This is a genomic window from Martinezella paranaensis, assembly GCF_014200235.1.
Classification (GTDB): Bacteria; Pseudomonadota; Alphaproteobacteria; order Rhizobiales; family Rhizobiaceae; genus Rhizobium; species Rhizobium paranaense.
Genome location: NZ_JACHBI010000003.1, coordinates 149986 through 169438, shown reverse-complemented (window position 1 = coordinate 169438; position 19453 = coordinate 149986). Strand labels below are relative to the sequence as shown.

The following is a 19453-nucleotide window of genomic DNA, read 5'->3' as shown; positions in this document are numbered from 1 at the left end:
CTGTGAGCTTCACTCGCCGCGCATTGCAATCGTGGTAGCTATGACCTTTCGTCCGCATGGGGAGGAAACGCGCATCATGTTTGCCGAAAAGAGGCGTCTGAATAGTCCGACGAGTGCGACGCTCGCCTATCATCATGTGCCGGCCGAGGGCAGCGCGCGTGGCGTGCTTCTCATCAGCCACGGCCTTGCCGAACATTCCCGTCGCTATGAACGCTTCGCTGGAGCAATGGCGGCGCACCGCTTTCACGTCTACGCTCACGATCATCGCGGACACGGCGAGACAACGGCTGCCGACGCGCCACTCGGCCGCTTCGCAAGGCGCAACGGCGTCGATGCAGTCATTGCCGATGTGCTGGCGATGCGCGAGCTTGCCGCCGCCGCCCATCCCGGCCTGCCAGTCATCCTCTTCGGCCACTCCATGGGTGGGTTGATCAGCCTCAACGCGGCGGTGACGCATCCCGATAAATTCGACGCCGTCACCGTTTGGAACTCGAATTTCAATGCCGGGCTTGCCGGGCGCGCGGCCCAGGTCATCCTGAAGGCGGAACGCATGCTAAAAGGTTCCGATGTCCCTAGTGGACTGTTGCCGAAGTTGACCTTCGGCGCCTGGGGCCAATCTGTCGCCAATCGCCGTACCGAATTCGACTGGCTGTCACGTATTCCGGAAGAGGTGGATAAGTACATTGCCGACCCGCTCTGCGGCTTCGATGCCTCGGTCTCGCTATGGCTGGATATTTTCGAACTGACCTTCCGTGCACCGCAAAAGGACCACCTCGATCGGCTTCGGCGCGACATGCCGATCCATCTCATCGGCGGCGGGCATGACCCCGCGACGAACAATGGAAAGGCGATTTCATGGCTGTCAAACCATTTGAAAAGAGCCGGATTCTCGCATATCACCACGACTATCTATCAGGACATGCGGCATGAGACTCTGAACGAAATCGGCGCAGCCGCCGCCATTTCGGATTTTGCGAACTGGTGTCAACAGGTGACCGCAAAAGCCTGATTCCCATAGGAATGTTCGAATGAGTGCCACCGACAGTTCCCCTGCCCCGTTTGCATCAATCGGAGCTGACATTCGGCCTGTTGATGATGTTCCTGTCGGTCGTCCTGTCACCGATCATCGACATCTTCTCGAAGCTTGCCGCAATCACCATTCCGCCAGCGGAGGTCCCGCCGCTTTTATATTCTCTGGCGCGAGCGCGCTTTGATTCCAAGCCCGTATCCGATACATCTGAGAGCACTTTCGCGCTCTAGCCGCCTATCTGGACCGACATGACCGATCATAGGACCAAGAAACCGCCCCTTTCCGGCATTCGCGTCATCGAGCTGGCCCGCGTTCTCGCCGGCCCCTGGGCGGGGCAGATGCTGGCCGATCTCGGCGCCGACGTCATCAAGGTCGAGAACCCGGAGGGAGGCGACGATACGCGCCAATGGGGTCCGCCTTTCGTCGAGGGCAAGGATGGGGAAAACCTTTCGGCCGCCTATTATCACTCCGCCAACCGCGGCAAACGGTCTGTTGTCGCCGATCTCAAGACGGAAGAGGGCCAGGCCCTTGTTCGGCGGCTGGTCATGACCGCCGATGTGCTGATCGAGAATTTCAAGCTGGGCGGCCTGGTCAAATATGGGCTCGACTACGAGAGCCTGAGGAAGATCAATCCCAAACTGGTTTATTGTTCGATCACCGGCTTCGGCCAGACCGGTCCCTATGCCGGCCTCGCAGGTTATGACTATATCGTCCAGGGGATGTCTGGCTTCATGTCGATCACCGGCGAGCCGGATGGCCAGCCGATGAAAGCAGGGGTCGCGATCGCGGATATCTTCACCGGCATCTACGCCGTCTCTGCGATAGAAGCGGCCCTGATCCACGCGCTGAAGACCGGCGAAGGCCAGCTTGTCGATATGGCGTTGCTCGACGTGCAATCCGCCGTGCTCGCCAATCAAAACATGAACTATCTGATTTCGGGCAAGGCTCCCACACGCCTCGGAAACGCTCATCCCAATATCTCGCCCTATGAGGTCGTCCCAACAGCGGACGGCTACCTGATCCTTGCCGTCGGCAATGACGGACAGTTTCGCCGTCTCTGCGCAATTCTCGGCATCGCGGCACATGCGGACGATGAGCGCTATGCTACCAACAAAGCCCGCGTTGCCCATCGCCATGACGTCCGCGCTTTCATCTCGGCGAAAACGCTTTCCTGGAAAAAGGCGGACCTGCTGAAGGCCTGCGAGGACAATGCCGTGCCGGCCGGCGCCATCAACACGATCGAAGACATGTTTGCCGACCCGCAGATCCAGGCTCGAGGCCTACGGATCGATCTCGAGGATGCCGCCGGCACCGTCATTCCGAGCGTGCGGACACCGGTCGTCCTGTCGGAAACGCCGCTGACGTATACGCGGCCTAGCCCGCGTCTTGGGGAGCATCAGGAGGAGGTTCTCGCCGAATTGGCGGAACTGGAGGAAGGAAAGGCAAAACCATGAAGCGCACCGGCGGCCAGCTTATCGTCGAAGCCCTGAAGGCAAACGGCGTTCAGCGCATCTCCTGCGTTCCCGGCGAAAGCTTTCTTGCCGTGCTCGATGCGCTGCATGACAGCGATATCGACGTGCTCGTCTGCCGCCAGGAGGGTGGTGCGGCGATGATGGCGGATGCCTGGGGCCGGCTGACGGGTGAGCCCGGCATCTGCATGGTCACCCGCGGTCCGGGTGCGACCAATGCCTCGGCCGGCCTGCATATTGCCCGGCAGGATTCAATCCCGATGATCCTCTTCATCGGCCAGGTGCAGCGCGACGCCCGCGAACGCGAAGCCTTCCAGGAGGTGGAATTCCGCCGCGCCTTCACCGAATTCGCCAAATGGGTCGGCGAGATCGACGATGCCGCCCGCATTCCGGAATTCGTCACCCGCGCCTTCACCGTGGCCACATCAGGCCGGCCCGGCCCAGTCGTGCTGACCCTGCCCGAAGACATGCTGCGCGATGAGGTGGAAGCTCCGCATGCCAAGCGCTACATGCCGGTGGCGGCCCATCCGAGCCGCAGCCAGATCGACGATCTCTATCTTCGTCTGATCGCCGCCGAACGACCAATGGTCATCCTCGGCGGCACACGCTGGGATGAGGATGCGGTCGCTGACATCAGACACTTCGCCGAAAGCTTCAAGCTCCCGGTCGGCTGCTCTTTCCGCCGGCAGATGCTGTTCGATCATCTGCACCCGAATTACGCCGGCGATGTCGGTATTGGCATCAATCCAGCATTGGCAAAAGAGGTCAAGGAAGCCGATCTGCTGATCCTGCTCGGCGGCCGCTTCTCGGAAATGCCGTCCTCCGGCTATACGCTGATGGACATCCCCTACCCGCAACAACAGCTCGTCCACATCCATCCCGATCCGTCCGAACTCGGCCGCGTCTATCGCCCCGATCTGGCAATCTGCGCCAGCCCCGCCGATTTCGTGGCGGCACTCGCCGATCTCGAAGCACCGGCAGAACCGCGTTGGGCCGAGCGGACGGCGCGCATGCATGCCGCTTATCTCGCCTGGTCGACGACGCCGGAGAAGAGCCCGGGCGCCCTGCATATGGGCCGGATCATGGACTGGATCGAGGCCAATACAGCACCTGATACGATCTTCACCAATGGTGCCGGCAATTATGCCACCTGGCTACATCGCTTCCATCGTTTTCGCCGCTTCAACACCCAGGCCGGCCCTGCCTCGGGTTCGATGGGCTATGGCTTGCCGGCGGCGGTTGCCGCCAAGCAGCTCTTTCCGGAGCGCGAGGTGATCTGCTTTGCCGGCGACGGTTGTTTCATGATGCACGGACAGGAATTCGCGACCGCCGTGCAATATCGCCTACCCTTGATCGCACTGGTCATCAACAACGGCATGTACGGCACTATCCGCATGCATCAGGAGCGAGAATATCCCGGCCGCGTCAGTGCAACGACGCTCAGCAATCCGGATTTCGCCGCCTTTGCCCGTGCCTATGGCGGCCATGGCGAGACGGTAAAGACGACGGAAGAATTCGGCCCTGCCTTTGAACGCGCACGCGCCAGCGGCAAGCCGGCGATCATCGAAATTGTGCTCGATCCCGAGGCGATTACGCCGTCCCGTACCTTGACCGAGATTTCGCAAACAAAAAGCCGGTGAGCCCTGAAGCATATTGGCCCTTCTCAAACTGGAGACGGACAATATGCTCCTGCTCACCGGCTTTTCAGAAACGCATCGAATTCAAATCAGTCGATCGCGGCGGTGACGATGAACTCGACCTTATACTTCGGGGCAGCGAGCTTGGCTTCGCTGGTGGCGCGGGCCGGCGTGTTGGCCGGATCGACCCAGGCTTCCCAGGCGGCGTTCATTTCAGCGAAATACGCGATGTCGGAGAGATAGATGATCGTCTGCAGGATCTTCGACTTGTTGCTGCCGGCTGCAGCGAGCAGACGATCAACTTCGGCCAGTGCCGACTTGCACTGATCGGTGACGCTTTCGCCTTCACCAACCTGGCCGGCGAGGTAGACGGTGTTGCCGTGGATGACAGCGCCGCTCATGCGGGCTCCGACGTCGATACGCTTGATGCTCATGCTTCTCTCCTGATGTTGTGCAGTGACGGGTAACAAACCGGGCGCTGCCCATCGGCAACGCCCTCAATCTCTCGCATATTTGGTCGCGGTCGCTCAGCCGCGAATATGGTGCGTCTTCTGATAGATCGCGGTCGAGCGTGCGCCGGAGCGGCAATAGCCGAGCATCGGCCGCGGGAATTCATCGAGCGCGTCGACCATGCCCTGCACGGCCTCTTCGGTCACGCCCATCGGCCCAACGGGCACATGCGCGATTTCGAGACCGAGCTCCTTGGCGCGGGCTTCGATGACGGAAAACGGCGTCTGATTCGGGCTCTCATTATCAGGGCGATGGCAGACGATCGAGTTGAAACCCATGGCCTTGATCTGATCGAGATCCTCCAGGGTGATCTGGCCGGAAACCGAGTATTCGTCATCGATCGGGCGGATATCCATGGTTCATTTCCTCTGTGAAACCGAGGGCCTTGGTCTACGCCGCGATAGAGCGAGCGTCAACCGATTCAAGCCTTTCAGACGAAGGCAAAGTTGAGTGCGAAACTCCTGGCTTCCCCGGGCTGAAGAATATTGAATTCACCGGCCTCCTCCAGCTCGCCGCGCGATGTCAAACGATGCGAAACGGGCTCGATGCCGAGGACATGTGCCGGCGCGCGTTGGTTGCGCCAGACCTGCATAAACGGCAGCGTATCCGTGCCGAACCGAACCCGCAGCGATTTACCGCCGATAGAAGCGATCGGCCCGAGACACACTTCGGACCAGTCCTCGCCCTTCGCCGTTGCCGGCGCGCAGAAAAGACCGCCCAATTCCTCGCCGAAGGTCCAGGGGAAACCGCCATTCTCGAGCATCTGGCCGGAGAGGCGAACGCCGTCATCGAACCATTTGCCGCCGACATTCATATGATACATCAGAAACACCGGCATCGCCTCAATGCTGGTATTGACGACACGGTCGTTAAGCGAAACCTCGCCTGTCGCGCCGTCGATACGCCAATGACGCTCCAGCCGCGCCGCGCGGCGTTCGGCGGTGATGATGTCGATATCGGCGCGGCACTCCGCATTGCCATTCTCGAACCGGGTCCACAGGACCTTCGCGGGATGTGAGGAGATCGAGCCGTGCAGCGGATAGCGCTTGCCCTCGAAAGCGCCTGACATGGGTTCCGGATGTCGGATATGATCCGGACCGCAGGTGAAGAGAAAGCCCTCCAGCGAATGATCGATGCGCGGGTCACCATCATCCGGAATGGCGCGTCCCGGCGCGAGATTGTTGCCGTCGACGATGCAGGCGCCGATGTCCAGCACAGAGCTTTCATCCAGCGTTAGTTTCGGTCCCTTGGCTGCGGCAAAATCCATCATCTCCTGCAATCCTCCCTTGTCGGCTTTCGATCGCCCGTCCCCCCTCAAAAATCGTTTCGAAATGAGACAGGACGAGAATTAGCGGTGGTTTGTCTTATTGAACGTTAATTTGACGCCTTGATCACACAAATTTTTATCTTTTATTCAGCATGATACATTCAAATTCCACACTGGCGTCAAATTTGCCATGTGTGTGTCGGCTCAGCCATCACCCGAGGATTCGACAGAAGTGAACCGGTTCCTGAAATTCAGCCTTACTCTGGCTCTGACAGCCGCGACATCTGCTCTCGCGTTGACCAATGCGCAGGCGCAATATTATCGCAGCGGGAACGATGTCGTCCTAGTGACCCCTGACGGGCGAATCCTCGATCAATATCCTGAACAAGGCGTCGTGACCGTCGCCCGCGACGGGCGCGGCCATCGCGTGTTGATCGACCGCTACGGCAACGTCGTCGCCACCGAGATGCGCGCCAGCACTTATTACCCCCGCGCGCCCCGTCGTGACGTCTCCAACGACGACGGCTCCGGCGACGGCAACCGCTATGGCGACACGAAGCTTCTTTCCAACAATGGCGGCTATCGCGACTATCGTCAGTATCGCAGCGACGATTACGGGAACAATGACGGCTATGTCGACAATGGCTATGGCCAGCAGCAGGATCGCGGCGTCATCACCAGCGGCATTCCGCGCGACGGCGAAATCCAGAGCCAGCCGCTAGACAACCAGCCGCTGCCGGACGCGAACGACCAATCCCAGAATCCGAGCGGCAACGACTACGCATCGATCGATCCACAGCAGCAGGCACCTGCCATCGAACGCAAGCCGCCGGCCGAGCCCGTCATCACACTGAAGGGCAAGTCGAAGATGGAGATCACGGCGCTTGAGGTCTTCCTCTCCCGCCAGGGCATTTCGCCGGGCGCGATCGATGGCCGCATGGGTGCCAATGTCACGAAGGCGATCTACGCCTACCAGCAGATGACCGGTCAGACGCTGAACCCGAACGACACGGATTCGATCCTCGAACAACTGCGTTTGTCGGGCGGCATGCCGATCATCAACTATACGATCACGCCCGCCGATGCCGCCGGTCCCTATGTCGCGTCGATCCCTGAAGACTATGCCGAAAAGGCGCTGATGCCCTCGCTCGGCTACACGTCGACCACGGAAATGCTGGCCGAACGCTTCCATATGGATGAGGGCTATCTGAAGGAGCTCAATCCCGGCGTCGACTTCACGGTCCCCGGCAGCACAATCAAAGTGGTCAACACCGGCTCAGGCAAGACCGGCGCCGTCGCCAAGATTCTGGCCGACAAAGGCCGTAAGCAGGTTTTCGCCTATGATGCCAGCGGCGCCCTGATTGCCGCCTATCCCGCCAGCATCGGTTCGACCGATACGCCGTCACCGTCCGGCACCGTCACTGTCGAGCGTGTCGCCTTCAATCCGGGCTATACGTACAATCCGAAGATTAACTTCAAGCAGGGTGCCAACGACAAGATCCTCGACATTCCGCCCGGCCCCAACGGTCCGGTTGGCGTTGTCTGGATGGCGCTCTCCAAGCCGACATACGGCATTCACGGCACCCCTGACCCGTCGAAGATCGGCAAGTCGCAGAGCCATGGCTGCGTGCGCCTGACCAACTGGGATGCCACCGAACTCGCCAAAATGGTCAAGCCCGGCGTGGTTGTTGAATTCGTCGATTAAAATCGCATTTGAGCAAATAAGAAAGGCCGCCGAATGGCTCATTCGGCGGCCTTTCTGTTGGGGAAGCGCTTAGGCCGCGTTGCGGATCGCTTCCAAGCCGGCGTTGCGGGCCGAAGCCGTCAGCCGCACCGGCAGGAGCCGTATCATTTCCTCGGCAAAGATGCGGGCATTTTCCTGGGCCTTGTCGAGATTGCTGACGCGGTTCGGATCCATAGTGTAGAGCGTGCCGCCGCAATCGAAGATATCACGGAAAGCCGAGCGTTCGATGATCGGCGTCTCGAGAACCGTGACACTCCGCTCGGACAGCAGCGCCTTCACCACCTGCAGCGCCCGGGTCGTCACCATCGAATTGACGCGTGTCAGCACGACGGAATGATTGATGCGAATGCCGGCTCTCTGTTCCAGATACTGCAGCAGCTCCAGCACCTGGGCCCCGCCCCGCGCATCCATCGCACAGCCCTGGATCGGAATGAGCACATGATCGGAGAGACCAAGCGCCGTTGCCAGCAGCGGCGTGCGAGCGCCGGGCAGATCGAGGATGAAATAGTCCGTCCCGCTGTTTTCGGAAAGATGCACGGGCAAGGATGCGCTGGTCACGAAATCGATGACCGAGATATTGGGAACACGGCTGCCGGAAATTTCGTACCAGTGCGAAATCCAATGTTGCGGATCAGCGTCGAGAATGGTGACGCGATAACCGCGTCGCGCCAGTTCGGTAGATAACAGCAAAACCGCCGTCGTCTTCCCCGCCCCACCCTTCGTATTTGCAAATGTGATAACTGGCATAGTCGGTCTCCGGCAAGATGGCGGTGAGCACGAACATCGCTCTTTTCAGCACCATCTGACTCATCGGTGCAGTTAACGTATTGTTTCGAGATATGGTTAACAAAGCCCTAACGGCGCTTGTCAGGCATTAAGATATCGCGTCGACGAAGCCCAACCGGCTGCGCCATTTGCCGGCGAAGATTGCGATCGCCAACCTGCGAGATCGGCATAAAAAAATCGTGCCGCAATCATCTCGCGGCACGATCGGAAGCTGAGGCAATATTCTTAGAAGCAGTCGCTGAACAGCGCCTTGGTGTTTTCCAGCGTCATCGCCACAGGATTGCCGCCGGCGCTCGGATCTTCGATCGCCATGGCCGAGAGCTCATCGATGCGATCGGGCGCAATGCCCATAGCCGAGAGGCTTTCGGGAACGCCGAGTTCGGCGCGCAGCTTCAGCACATAGTCATAGAAGCCGTCGAAACCGCCGGAGATGCCGAGATAGGCAGCGGCACGAGCGATCTTGTCTTCAATGGCCTTACGGTTGAAGCGCAGGACGGCCGGCATGACGACGGCATTGGTCATGCCGTGATGCGTGTTGTAAACGGCGCCGATCGGGTGCGACAGCGCATGAATGGCGCCCAAGCCCTTCTGGAAGGCGACGGCACCCATGGCGGCGGCGCTCATCATGTTGGCGCGGGCTTCGAGGTCGGTGCCTTCCCTATAGGCGCGCGGCAGGAATTCCTTGACGAGCCGCATGCCTTCCAGCGCGATACCGGCCGACATCGGGTGATAGAAGGGCGAGGAATAGGCTTCCAGGCAATGGGCGAAGGCATCCATGCCGGTGCCGGCGGTGATGATCTTCGGCATGCCGACGGTCAGCTCCGGATCGGCGATGACGACGCCCGGCAGGAACTTCGGGTGGAAGATGATCTTCTTCACATGCGTTGCGGAATTGGTGATGACGCTGGCGCGACCGACTTCGGAGCCCGTGCCGGCAGTCGTCGGCACGGCAACGATCGGAGCGATGCCCTCGACATTGGCACGGGTCCACCAGTCGCCGATATCCTCGAAATCCCAGACAGGCCGCGTCTGACCGGCCATGAAGGCAACGCATTTGCCAAGATCGAGGCCCGAGCCGCCGCCGAAGGCGACGACACCATCATGGCCACCATCCTTGAAGGCCTTCACGCCAGCTTCGAGGTTCTTCTCGTTCGGGTTTGGATCGACATCGGCGAAGATGGCGCGACCGAGGCCTGCATCTTCGAGAATATCCAGCGCCGTCTTGGTGATTGCCATCGAGGCAAGCCCGCGGTCGGTGATCAGAAGCGGCTTCTTGATCCCCAGGCTTTTGCAGGCATCCGCCAGTTCCGTGATCCGGCCGCGGCCGAGCTTGACGGCGGTGGGATAGCTCCAATTGGCTGAGATATTGCTCATGCTGTTACCTTCTTCAAATGGTAGGATTTGGGGCGCGTCAGGTTGTGAAAACCGATCACGGAGAGCGAGCCGCCACGGCCCGTTTCCTTGACACCGGTCCAGCACAATGCCGGATCGAGATAGTCGGCGCGGTTCATGAAGACGGTGCCGGTTTCGATGTCGCGGCCGATGCGCGAGGCACGCTCGACATCCTTGGTCCAGAGCGAGGCCGTCAGGCCATAAGGGCTGTCGTTCATCAGTTCCAATGCTTCCGCATCGCTCTTCACCTTCATGATACCGACGGCGGGGCCGAAGGTTTCTTCGCGCATGAAGGCCATGGAGTGATTGACGTCGACGAGGATCTGCGGCGCGAGATAGGCGCCGCCGTCATCGGCAGGGAAAAGCTTGGGATCGACCAGCGCCTTGGCGCCCTTGGCGACGGCATCGGCGATCTGCTCGCGCACCACCTTGGCAAAACGCTTGTTTGCCATCGGGCCAAGCGTGGTTTCCGGATCGAGCGGATTGCCGAGCTTGTAGTTCGACACCCAGGCAACCGACTTCTCGACGAAGGCATCATAGAGTGATTCATGCACATAGATGCGCTCGATGCCGCAGCAGCATTGGCCGGAATTGTAGGTGGCGCCGTCCATCAGCGTATCGACGGCAGCGTCGAGATCGGCATCTTCCATGACATAGCCCGGATCCTTGCCGCCAAGTTCGAGGCCAAGGTTGGTGAAGGTGCCTGCAGCAGCGCGTTCGATCGATCGCCCGCCTTGGACCGAGCCGGTGAAGTTGACGAAGTTGAAACTGCCGGCCGCGATCAGAGTCGACGTCGTATCATGATCGAGATAGACGTTCTGGAAGACGTCAGCGGGAACGCCGACCTCGACGAAGGCCTGAACCAGCCGCTCGCCGACCAGAAGCGTCTGGCTGGCATGTTTCAGAATGACAGTATTGCCGGCCATCAGCGCCGGAGCGACCGTGTTGATCGCGGTCATATAGGGATAGTTCCAGGGCGCGATGACGAACACGACGCCATGCGGTTCGCGCTCGATACGACGTGCGAAATTCGCGCTGTCTTCCACCACCATCGGCGACAGCGCATCTGCTGCGATCGAGGCCACATAATTTGAGCGCTCATTGAAGCCGCGATATTCGCCGCCGTATTTGATCGGGCGACCCATCTGCCATGCGAGTTCCGGCACGACGACATCAGCCATCTCGTTGAGACGCGCAGCCCCCTTCAATACGAGCTGAACGCGCTCTTCCAGCGGACGGCGCGCCCAATCCTTCTGCGCCTTGCGGGCGCGGGCCACCACGTCTTTGGCCGCATCCAGCGACAGCGCCGGACGCTCCGCATAAACCTCCCCGTTTACCGGGGACACGCATGTGATCATGGTCATGATCGAAATCCTGTTTCTATAGTCACGAATATAGTCTCGGCTGACGGCCGAGAGACTACCCCAAGAGCTTACGTCGCCGAAAGAAGCGATTTACCGCAGCCACCTTCCCTTGCCCGCGCCTGACGACGAAAATCAGGCAGGGAACAAAAAACACAGCAAGGCTTACGCTCTTTCGAATCCTCTCGCCACCTCCCAGTCGGTGATGCGGCGATCATATTCTTCCTGCTCCCATTCGGCAGCGCGGGTGTAGTGATCGATGACATCGTCGCCGAAGGCTGCGCGCAGCATCTCAGAGCGGTTCAGCGCCACCGCAGCGTCTCGCAGCGTGCGCGGAATTTCACGAACCTCGCGGGCACCATAGGCGTCTCCCACGAAAGGCGCCTCCAGTTCAAGCTTGTTCTCGATGCCGTCGAGACCGGCGGCGATCAGCGCCGCAAAGGCGAGATAGGGATTGAGGTCGGAGCCGCCGACGCGGCATTCGATGCGGATTCCCTTGGTTTCGGCACCGCAGAGACGATAGCCCGCCGTGCGGTTGTCGGTGCTCCAGATCGCCTTCGTCGGCGCGAAGGTGCCGGCCACGAAACGCTTGTAGGAATTGATGTAGGGCGCAAGGAAATAGGTGATCTCGCTGGCATGCGTCAAAAGGCCGGCGACATAATGCTTCATCAGCGGCGTCATGCCATGCTCTTGTTCCTTGTCGAAGAACAGCGGCGTCTTGCCGTCGGCGCTCCACAGCGACTGGTGGATATGCGACGAGCTGCCGGCGGCATTGTAGTTCCACTTCGCCAGGAAGGTGATGGCCTTGCCCTTCGACCAGGCGATCTCCTTGCAGCCGTTTTTGATGATCGTATGGCGGTCCGCCATGGTCAGCGCGTCTGCATAACGGACGTTGATTTCCTCCTGTCCCGCCGAAGCCTCGCCCTTGGAATTCTCGACCGGAATGTCGGCGCCCTGCAAGCCCTTGCGGATCGCCCGCATCACATCCTCTTCCTTGGTGGTCTGGAAGATGTGGTAGTCCTCATTGTAGCCACTGGCGAGATGCAGGTTGCGATAGCCGGACTCGCGGGCACTGTCATAGCTCTGGTCGAACAGGAAGAATTCCAGTTCGGAGGCCATGAAGGCCTTCATGCCCATCGCTTCAAGCCGCCTGATCTGCTTCTTGAGGATGGCACGCGGCGAATGCGCCACTTCTTCGTGAGTGTGATGATCGAGCACGTCGCAAAGCACCAGCGCCGTGCCCTCGAGCCAGGGAATGCGGCGAAGCGTGGCGAGATCGGGCTTCATCGTATAGTCGCCATAGCCCTTCTCCCAGCTCGTCGACTTGTAGCCGGAGACGGTCTCCATCTCGAGGTCGGTCGCCTGGAGATAGTTGCAGCTATGCGTTTCCTTCCAGGCACTTTCCACGAAGAATTCCGCCTGGAAGCGTTTGCCCATCAAGCGACCCTGCATGTCCACTTGACATGCCAGAACCGTATCGATGCGCCCTTCGGCCACATCTTTCTTGAGGTCGTCGAACGTATAGCTAGTGCTCATGAGTGATCCGCCTGAACAATGAATTGGGGTGTCGGAGAACAAACGGCGGCCTCATGGCTGCGAGCAACTCGACGCCGTGCCTTTCGCTTGTACCGGTGAAGGGGCCGCATGCAGGCGGCCCCGCCATGTGAGAAATGCAGCTCCGGTGCTTAGCCTTCGCCGACGGCCGCTTCTGCCGCTGCTATTTCAGCCTTGCGCTTGCTGATCGCATCGCCGATCGGCGGTCCCTTGAAGCGGCGCTTCTCGAAGCCGAACCAAACGATTGCGGTCAGGACAAGGAAGCCGACGGTGATGATGCCTGCCCAGTCATTCGGCGGCTGAATGCCGAGAACGAAAATCACGATCATCGAGATGATGCTCAGCACCGCAAAAAGCTTGAACAGACCCTCGCCGAGGTTCCACGGACCCATCTTGTCCCACTTCGACGTGCCCCAAGCGAAGAGGCCGAGCGTGATCGGGATCGCGAAGGAGAAGAAGAGGAAGATGACGGTGCACGACACGACGATGGTGTAAACCGGCGTATCGCCGATCGATACCAGCGACGACCCCCAGACGAACAGCACCGAAAGGATCGAGCCGGTCCAGATCGCGGAAACCGGCGTGCGGTGTTTCGGGCTGACCTTGGAGAGTGCCTTCGATGCCGGCAGACCGCCGTCACGCGAGAACGCAAAGATCATACGCGATACCGAGGTGACCGTTGCAAGGCCGCATAGCCACTGGCTGATGAAGATCAGGAAATAGAGGATGTCCTTGACGATGGGATTCACTTGAGCATCCATCGCCCAGAAGAACACGTTCCAGCCCTGCTTTGCTGCATCGTCCATGTTCGGAAGCATCAGAACGAATGCACACAGCATGATGTAGCCGAACAATGCCGACCAAAGCACGGAGGCTACCATGCCGCGCGGAACGGAATGTGCTGCCTTGACCGTTTCTTCGGAGGTGTGCGCCGATGCGTCATAGCCGGTGATCGTGTAGATCGGCAGCAGGAGGCCGAGGGCGAAGACCCAGAAGGTGGAAACCTGCGGCCAGACCGGCGCGCCGGTTGCCGATCCGTCGGCGGCAATCGTCGCTATGCCCGAATAGTTCGTGAAGGTGAACAGCCGCGCGAAATCATAGGACGGTGCGGCGATCAGGCATACGGCCGCAAGTGCGATCGAGGTTGCGAAGATCAGATAGCCCGAGAAGTCGGTCAGCTTCGCCGTCAACCCGATACCCATATGGTTCACCAGCGCCTGAAGGCCGGTGATGACCACGAGGAACACGATACGGATCAATGTCGTATCGACCATGCCGAAGTAGCCGCCGAAAGCGCCGATGAAAAAATAATAGGTGCCGACATTGATCGCGCCGAGAACGGTGACCAAGCCGAGCAGGTTGAACCAAGCGGTCAGCCAGCCCGTAAAACGGTTACCGAGGATCGATCCCCAGTGATAGAGCCCGCCCGCAGTCGGATAGGCCGAGCTGATCTGCGCCATCGCCACGGCAAAGACCAGAGAGATGAAGCACCCGACCGGCCAACCGATGCCGATCGCGGCACCGCCTGCGCCCGAAGTTGCCTGGGCGAGCGAATTAATGCCGCCCGAAAGAATGCAAATGATGGAAAAGGATACGGCAAAGTTCGAGAACGAACTCATGCGCCGTTCCAACTCCTGGGCATAGCCCATGGAGTGCAGAATATGCACGTCCTGTTTCTTGTCTAACTCTGAGTAATCAGACATGTATGTCATTCCCCCTAAAACCCGGTCGCCCACGGAATTGCGGGCCACCATGTGCCACTTGCGCCGCTGGCTTTTTGCCATACGGCCCGATTGCAGTTGAACTGCTCCCCGGGGTCTTTTCTTTCTATGCTCAGGCTTCCAGACTGCTCTGGATAAGCCCTGTCAGATAGTCGGCCACGACCCCTTGGCCGACGTCATCTCCGATGAGGTCGTTGCGGACCTCGATCATAACGTTATGCAAACCGTTGGCGAGCCCATGCAGCTTGAGCGTATGGGTCACGCCGTCTTCCGGTCCGTAAGGCTGATTGCGTTCAGTACGATAGAGCGGCGCCCCCGCCGCCCCATCAAGCATGCGATCCGCCAGCCAGCGGTCTTCATCGTGCAGAATGCCGAGCTCCACTGCCCGCTGCTTGCCGTTGTAAACAGGCGTAAAACTGTGAACCGTGACGATCACGGTTTTTTGCTCCCGCGCCGCCCGCTCTTTCAGGAGAGCGCGAATGCGGTCATGGAACGGCACATAAAGCGCTTCGGTGCGTGCCTGCCGATCAGCGGCTTGCAGATGCTGGTTGCCGGGGATCGTGTAGATCTCGCTGATTTCCGGCATCGCGCCCGCGCTTTCCGGCGGACGATTGCAATCGTAGACCAGGCGCGAGAAGCGTTGGTAAACCAGCGTCGCATCGAGGCTGACAGACATCTTCCTGGCGACTGCCAGTGCACCCGGATCCCAGGCGATATGGCTGGAAAGCGCTTCGGCCGAAAGGCCTAGATCGCCAAAATATTCGGGCAGCGTGCGCGAGGCATGTTCACAAATGATCAAAACCGCGCTTTTTCCATCCGGTCGCTCGACCGCGACGCAATCGCCATCAGCTTTTGTCAAAATGCCTTGCCCGGCAAGCATCAAATGCGCCCTACCCTCTTAATAAAATCTTTATAAGAAAAGAATTCTTCAGGTTTTGGCGGCTGTCAACTGGAAACTGAAATTATTTCTTCATTTGTGACATTGACTCGAAATGTGACAGCGTAGTTATATTCATTTCAGGAGCTTGGCATTAGACCAGCCCGGGGAGCAAAATCGAGTGAGCAATGCGTCGAAAACAGTTTCGGACGTAATCAATGACCAATTTGAAGCGCTGACACGCGCCGAGAAGCAGCTCGCCAAGAGCCTGCTCGACAACTATCCCGTTTCGGGGTTGGGCAGCATTACGACGGTAGCCGAAAATGCGCGGGTATCCACGCCGACCGTGGCGCGCATGGTGCAGAAACTTGGTTTCAAAGGCTATCCGGACTTTCAGTCGCGCCTCCATCAGGAGGTCGAGGCGACCATCTCGAATCCGCTTACGAAGCATGACCGCTGGGCGTCCAATGCTCCCGGTACGCATATTCTCAATCGCTTTGCAGACGCCATCATGGGCAATCTCCGTCAGACCCTGACGGACATCGACGCGGCAACTTTCGATAACGTGGCTACGCTGTTGTCGGAGCCCAAGCGCGGGCTTTATTTCGTTGGTGGACGCATCACCGGCGCGCTTGCCGAATATTTCTTCACCCACATGCAGGTCATCCGCCCGAACACGACCTTGCTGTCCTCCAATTCCAGTTCCTGGCCGCAATATGTTCTGAACATGAATCCCGGCGACCTGCTCGTGATCTTCGATATCAGACGCTACGAGCAGGAAATGGTCAGCCTTGCCGCCGCCGCGCGCCGTCGCGGGGCCGAGATCATCGTCTTCACCGACCAATGGGCGAGCCCCGCCGTCAAATACGCAAAACACACATTCCGCGTACAAATCGAGGCGCCTTCCGCCTGGGATTCCTCCGTCGTCACCCTCTTCATCATCGAAGCCCTGATCGAAGCCGTACAAAGCTCGACCTGGGACGAGACGAGTGAACGTATGAAAACGCTTGAAGGCCTGTTCGAACAAACAAGGCTGTTCCGCAAACTAGGTTAGGAGGAAAGGAAAGTATAAAAACACAACCTGGGGATCGGCCAGCAAGACAGAGCCTGTCATCATCGGCGGATAAAAGTAAATCCCCGGTGTTTTCAGGAGACGCAACCCACTGGAACCCGTCACACAACCTTCATGCAACGTCATTAACAGCAACGCCAGACACTGAAAACCCAAAAGGAGGAATACCAGTGATCTCGACAATTCATCGTCTTCTGACGCTCTCCACTGCAATGCTCGTAGCTTCGACTGCCATTGCTGCTGCTGAACCGAGCGCAGACCTTATCGCCGCCGCCAAGAAGGAAGGCACGCTTACCACCATCGCTCTGCCCCACAACTGGTGCGGTTACGGCGATCTGATCGCTGCCTTCAAGGCGAAATACGGCATCGATGTCAACGAACTGAACCCGGACGCTGGGTCGGGCGATGAAGTTGAAGCCATTCGCGCCAACAAGGGCAACACCGGCCCGCAGGCTCCCGACGTGATCGACGTTGGTCTCTCCTTCGGCCCGACCGCCAAGAAGGAAGGCCTGCTGCAGCCCTACAAGGTTTCCACCTGGGATTCCATTCCGGACAGCGCCAAGGATGCTGACGGTTTCTGGTACGGCGACTACTACGGCGTTCTCTCCTTCGTCACCAACAAGGACGTTGTGAAGAACCCGCCGAAGGACTGGGCTGACCTGCAGAAGTCGGACTACGCCAACACCGTTTCGCTCGCTGGCGACCCGCGCACGTCGAACCAGGCCGTTCAGGCCGTTTACGCCGCTGGCCTGGCTGCCGGTGAAAAGGATGCCACCAAGATCGGTGCCGCTGGCCTCGACTACTTCGCAAAGCTGAACAAGGCTGGCAACTTCGTTCCGGTCATCGGCAAGTCCGCTTCGCTCGCACAGGGCGCAACCCCGATCGTCGTCGCTTGGGACTATAACGGCCTCGCATGGCGCGACAGCCTGAACGGCAACCCGCCGATTGACGTTACGGTTCCGGCTTCGGGCGTCATCGCCGGCGTTTACGTTCAGGCGATCTCGGCTTTTGCTCCGCATCCGAACGCTGCCAAGCTCTGGATGGAGTTCCTCTATTCCGACGAAGGTCAGATTGGCTGGCTGAAGGGCTATTGCCACCCGATCCGCTTCAACGACCTGGCGAAGAACAAGAAAGTTCCGCAGGAACTTCTCGACAAGCTGCCGCCGGCTGCCGCCTATGAAAAGGCTGTCTTCCCGACGCTCGACGAACAGGCCGCTGGCAAGACCGCCATCACCACCAAGTGGGATTCGGTCGTCGGTTCGAACGTAAAGTAATCAGACCTGACATGGCCTCCCCGCCTCAGCGGGGAGGTTTTCCTTTTTTTGACGCCGCGGATCGGGCCAATCATGAGCATCGTCACGACATCAACGATCAATTCCACTCCCATGATCAATAAACGCATGGTTGTCGATTGGCTGGGCATAGCGCCCTTCCTGATCTTCGCGCTGCTGTTTCTAATTCTCCCCACGATCTATCTGATCGCAGGCGCCTTTCTGACGCCCGATGGCAGCTTGACGCTAAAGAACATCGGCGATCTGTTCACAGAGTCCATCTGGGACTCCTACTGGATCAGCATCAAGGTATCGCTGGCATCCTCTCTTGGCGGCGCCTTGATCGGCTTTTATCTGGCCTGGGCGCTCGTCATGGGCGGCCTGCCGGCTTGGCTGCGCCATACGTTTTTGACCTTTTCCGGTGTCGCCTCGAATTTCGCCGGCGTACCTCTGGCTTTTGCATTCATCGCCACGATCGGTCGCCTGGGCCTCGTCACGCTGCTGCTGAAAAACTGGCTTGGCTTCGACATTTTTCATGCAGGCTTCAATCTCTACAGCTTCGTCGGCTTGACCATCACCTATATGTACTTCCAGATTCCGCTGATGGTGCTGATCATCACGCCGGCACTGGACGGTATGAAAAAGGAATGGCGTGAAGCCGCATCCATCCTCGGAGCGACCACTGGACAATATTGGCTTATGGTGGCGCTCCCCATTCTCTGGCCGAGTCTGCTTGGCACGACGCTGCTGCTGTTTGCCAACGCCTTCGGCGCCATCGCAACGGCCATCGCACTGACGGGCAGCTCGCTGAACATCATACCGATCCAGCTCTATGCCCAGATCCGTGGCGACGTCCTGCACAACGCCAATCTCGGTTATGCGATGGCTCTCGGCATGATCGTCATCACTGGCATTTCCAACGTCATCTACATCATCATGCGCATGCGCGCGGAACGGTGGCAGAAATGAAGCTGCAAAAATTCTTTGCCTGGATCGCGGTCGTCATCGGCGCCATCTATTTCATCGTTCCGCTCATCGGTACGCTGGAATTCTCGCTGCGCATGCGACGCGACGCCTATAGTTTCGACGCCTATGCATCGGTCTTTTCGGACGCTCACTTCCTGTACGCGTTCGGCTATTCGATGCTCATGGCCTTGCTGACCATCATCTTCGGCATGCTGATCGTCGTGCCCACGGCTTATTGGGTGCGCCTCCGTTTGCCGCAGATACGCCCGATCGTCGAATTCATCACCTTGATGCCGCTGGTCATTCCCGCCATCGTCATCGTCTTCGGCTATCTGCGCCTCTATAATTCGTCGTCGATCCTACCTTTGACGGGCTTCGAGCAGTCGACGAACTTCCTTCTGGTCTGCTCCTATATTGTCCTCTCCCTCCCCTATATGTATCGTTCAGTCGATACGGCGATGCGCACGATCGATGTCGGCACCCTGACGGAAGCCGCCGAAAGTCTTGGCGCTAAGTGGACGACCATTATGTTCCGCTGCATTTTTCCCAATGTTATGAGCGGCGTCCTTTCCGGCGCCTTCATCACGCTGGCGATCGTCATGGGCGAATTCACGATGGCATCCCTGCTCAATCGTCCGGCTTTCGGCCCATACATGCAGCTTGTCGGCGCCAACCAGGCTTATCAGTCTTCGGCGCTGGCTATCATCGCGCTCGCTGTCACCTGGCTCAGCATGGGCTTGCTGCAGCTCGTTTCCCGCTTCTCAAAACTGGCTCCGGTTAAGGCGTAAGGCTTCGC

The 19453-nt window shown here is 59.1% G+C and carries 17 protein-coding genes and 1 pseudogene; 9 read left to right on the top strand and 9 right to left on the bottom strand.

Annotation, left to right across the window (positions count from 1 at the left end):
- Positions 1 to 76 precede the first annotated feature (76 nt).
- From GGD50_RS09710 to GGD50_RS09695, 4 genes and pseudogenes are all read left to right on the top strand, one after another.
- Positions 77 to 1009: an alpha/beta fold hydrolase gene (locus tag GGD50_RS09710; RefSeq protein WP_107108495.1), complete on the top strand. Its 933-nt coding sequence runs from the start codon at positions 77 to 79 to the stop codon at positions 1007 to 1009.
- Positions 1010 to 1028: 19 nt separating this feature from the next.
- A pseudogene (locus GGD50_RS32730) lies at positions 1029 to 1176 on the top strand (EamA/RhaT family transporter); the annotation flags it as partial.
- Positions 1177 to 1278: 102 nt separating this feature from the next.
- Positions 1279 to 2484 carry a succinate--glutarate CoA-transferase gene (gene caiB / locus GGD50_RS09700; protein WP_107108496.1) on the top strand — a complete coding sequence of 402 codons (1206 nt, stop codon included), beginning with the start codon at positions 1279 to 1281 and terminating at the stop codon, positions 2482 to 2484.
- Positions 2481 to 4139, top strand: a complete 1659-nt coding sequence (locus GGD50_RS09695; protein ID WP_107108497.1) for a thiamine pyrophosphate-binding protein — start codon at positions 2481 to 2483, stop codon at positions 4137 to 4139. The genes caiB and GGD50_RS09695 overlap by 4 nt, the downstream gene beginning before the upstream one ends.
- 86 nt (positions 4140 to 4225) lie before the next feature.
- Here the strand turns inward: GGD50_RS09695 and GGD50_RS09690 are convergent, their stop codons facing one another.
- From GGD50_RS09690 to GGD50_RS09680, 3 genes are all read right to left on the bottom strand, one after another.
- Positions 4226 to 4570, bottom strand: a complete 345-nt coding sequence (locus GGD50_RS09690) for a RidA family protein (RefSeq protein ID WP_107108498.1) — start codon at positions 4568 to 4570, stop codon at positions 4226 to 4228.
- A 93-nt stretch (positions 4571 to 4663) separates the two neighbouring features.
- On the bottom strand, positions 4664 to 5002 hold the full coding sequence (locus GGD50_RS09685) for a protein tyrosine phosphatase family protein (RefSeq protein WP_107108499.1): 339 nt from the start codon (positions 5000 to 5002) through the stop codon (positions 4664 to 4666).
- A 74-nt stretch (positions 5003 to 5076) separates the two neighbouring features.
- A complete protein-coding gene (locus tag GGD50_RS09680) occupies positions 5077 to 5916 on the bottom strand; it encodes a DUF4432 family protein (RefSeq protein WP_107108500.1) in 840 nt (279 codons plus the stop codon).
- A gap of 229 nt (positions 5917 to 6145) precedes the next feature.
- Between GGD50_RS09680 and GGD50_RS09675 the strand changes: the two genes are divergently transcribed.
- A complete protein-coding gene (locus tag GGD50_RS09675; protein ID WP_107108501.1) occupies positions 6146 to 7618 on the top strand; it encodes a L,D-transpeptidase in 1473 nt (490 codons plus the stop codon).
- A gap of 69 nt (positions 7619 to 7687) precedes the next feature.
- Here the strand turns inward: GGD50_RS09675 and GGD50_RS09670 are convergent, their stop codons facing one another.
- From GGD50_RS09670 to GGD50_RS09645, 6 genes are all read right to left on the bottom strand, one after another.
- Positions 7688 to 8404, bottom strand: a complete 717-nt coding sequence (locus GGD50_RS09670) for a ParA family protein (RefSeq protein WP_107108502.1) — start codon at positions 8402 to 8404, stop codon at positions 7688 to 7690.
- Between the two features lie 264 nt (positions 8405 to 8668).
- Positions 8669 to 9817 carry an iron-containing alcohol dehydrogenase gene (locus tag GGD50_RS09665; protein ID WP_107108503.1) on the bottom strand — a complete coding sequence of 383 codons (1149 nt, stop codon included), beginning with the start codon at positions 9815 to 9817 and terminating at the stop codon, positions 8669 to 8671.
- A complete protein-coding gene (locus GGD50_RS09660; protein ID WP_107108504.1) occupies positions 9814 to 11199 on the bottom strand; it encodes an aldehyde dehydrogenase family protein in 1386 nt (461 codons plus the stop codon). Before GGD50_RS09660 ends, GGD50_RS09665 begins: the two co-directional genes overlap by 4 nt.
- Before the next feature lie 162 nt (positions 11200 to 11361).
- Positions 11362 to 12732 carry a glutamine synthetase family protein gene (locus tag GGD50_RS09655; RefSeq protein WP_107108505.1) on the bottom strand — a complete coding sequence of 457 codons (1371 nt, stop codon included), beginning with the start codon at positions 12730 to 12732 and terminating at the stop codon, positions 11362 to 11364.
- A gap of 149 nt (positions 12733 to 12881) precedes the next feature.
- Positions 12882 to 14453 carry an amino acid permease gene (locus GGD50_RS09650; protein WP_107108506.1) on the bottom strand — a complete coding sequence of 524 codons (1572 nt, stop codon included), beginning with the start codon at positions 14451 to 14453 and terminating at the stop codon, positions 12882 to 12884.
- A gap of 130 nt (positions 14454 to 14583) precedes the next feature.
- The gene (locus GGD50_RS09645; RefSeq protein WP_181316071.1) at positions 14584 to 15354 is read right to left on the bottom strand and encodes an N-formylglutamate amidohydrolase; all 771 of its coding nucleotides are present in this window, start codon (positions 15352 to 15354) and stop codon (positions 14584 to 14586) included.
- A gap of 175 nt (positions 15355 to 15529) precedes the next feature.
- Here GGD50_RS09645 and GGD50_RS09640 point away from each other — a divergent pair, with 175 nt between their 5' ends.
- From GGD50_RS09640 to GGD50_RS09625, 4 genes are all read left to right on the top strand, one after another.
- The gene (locus GGD50_RS09640) at positions 15530 to 16402 is read left to right on the top strand and encodes a MurR/RpiR family transcriptional regulator (RefSeq protein ID WP_107108508.1); all 873 of its coding nucleotides are present in this window, start codon (positions 15530 to 15532) and stop codon (positions 16400 to 16402) included.
- A 188-nt stretch (positions 16403 to 16590) separates the two neighbouring features.
- Entirely contained in the window at positions 16591 to 17694 is a 1104-nt protein-coding gene (locus tag GGD50_RS09635; protein ID WP_107108509.1) for an ABC transporter substrate-binding protein, read from the top strand.
- Between the two features lie 72 nt (positions 17695 to 17766).
- Positions 17767 to 18660: an ABC transporter permease gene (locus GGD50_RS09630; RefSeq protein WP_107108510.1), complete on the top strand. Its 894-nt coding sequence runs from the start codon at positions 17767 to 17769 to the stop codon at positions 18658 to 18660.
- Complete coding sequence (locus tag GGD50_RS09625; protein ID WP_107108511.1) at positions 18657 to 19445, top strand: ABC transporter permease; 789 nt, start codon at positions 18657 to 18659, stop codon at positions 19443 to 19445. The genes GGD50_RS09630 and GGD50_RS09625 overlap by 4 nt, the downstream gene beginning before the upstream one ends.
- Positions 19446 to 19453 lie beyond the last annotated feature (8 nt).

What these genes read in the sequence shown, in the direction of transcription:
- GGD50_RS09655 (WP_107108505.1), bottom strand. Translation starts at nt 12,732, where the DNA reads ATGAGCACTAGCTATACGTTCGACGACCTCAAGAAAGATGTGGCCGAA.
- GGD50_RS09710 (WP_107108495.1), top strand. Translation starts at nt 77, where the DNA reads ATGTTTGCCGAAAAGAGGCGTCTGAATAGTCCGACGAGTGCGACGCTC.
- GGD50_RS09690 (WP_107108498.1), bottom strand. Translation starts at nt 4,570, where the DNA reads ATGAGCATCAAGCGTATCGACGTCGGAGCCCGCATGAGCGGCGCTGTC.
- GGD50_RS09650 (WP_107108506.1), bottom strand. Translation starts at nt 14,453, where the DNA reads ATGTCTGATTACTCAGAGTTAGACAAGAAACAGGACGTGCATATTCTG.
- GGD50_RS09670 (WP_107108502.1), bottom strand. Translation starts at nt 8,404, where the DNA reads ATGCCAGTTATCACATTTGCAAATACGAAGGGTGGGGCGGGGAAGACG.
- GGD50_RS09630 (WP_107108510.1), top strand. Translation starts at nt 17,767, where the DNA reads ATGAGCATCGTCACGACATCAACGATCAATTCCACTCCCATGATCAAT.
- GGD50_RS09665 (WP_107108503.1), bottom strand. Translation starts at nt 9,817, where the DNA reads ATGAGCAATATCTCAGCCAATTGGAGCTATCCCACCGCCGTCAAGCTC.
- GGD50_RS09660 (WP_107108504.1), bottom strand. Translation starts at nt 11,199, where the DNA reads ATGACCATGATCACATGCGTGTCCCCGGTAAACGGGGAGGTTTATGCG.
- GGD50_RS09680 (WP_107108500.1), bottom strand. Translation starts at nt 5,916, where the DNA reads ATGATGGATTTTGCCGCAGCCAAGGGACCGAAACTAACGCTGGATGAA.
- GGD50_RS09695 (WP_107108497.1), top strand. Translation starts at nt 2,481, where the DNA reads ATGAAGCGCACCGGCGGCCAGCTTATCGTCGAAGCCCTGAAGGCAAAC.
- GGD50_RS09685 (WP_107108499.1), bottom strand. Translation starts at nt 5,002, where the DNA reads ATGGATATCCGCCCGATCGATGACGAATACTCGGTTTCCGGCCAGATC.
- caiB (WP_107108496.1), top strand. Translation starts at nt 1,279, where the DNA reads ATGACCGATCATAGGACCAAGAAACCGCCCCTTTCCGGCATTCGCGTC.
- GGD50_RS09625 (WP_107108511.1), top strand. Translation starts at nt 18,657, where the DNA reads ATGAAGCTGCAAAAATTCTTTGCCTGGATCGCGGTCGTCATCGGCGCC.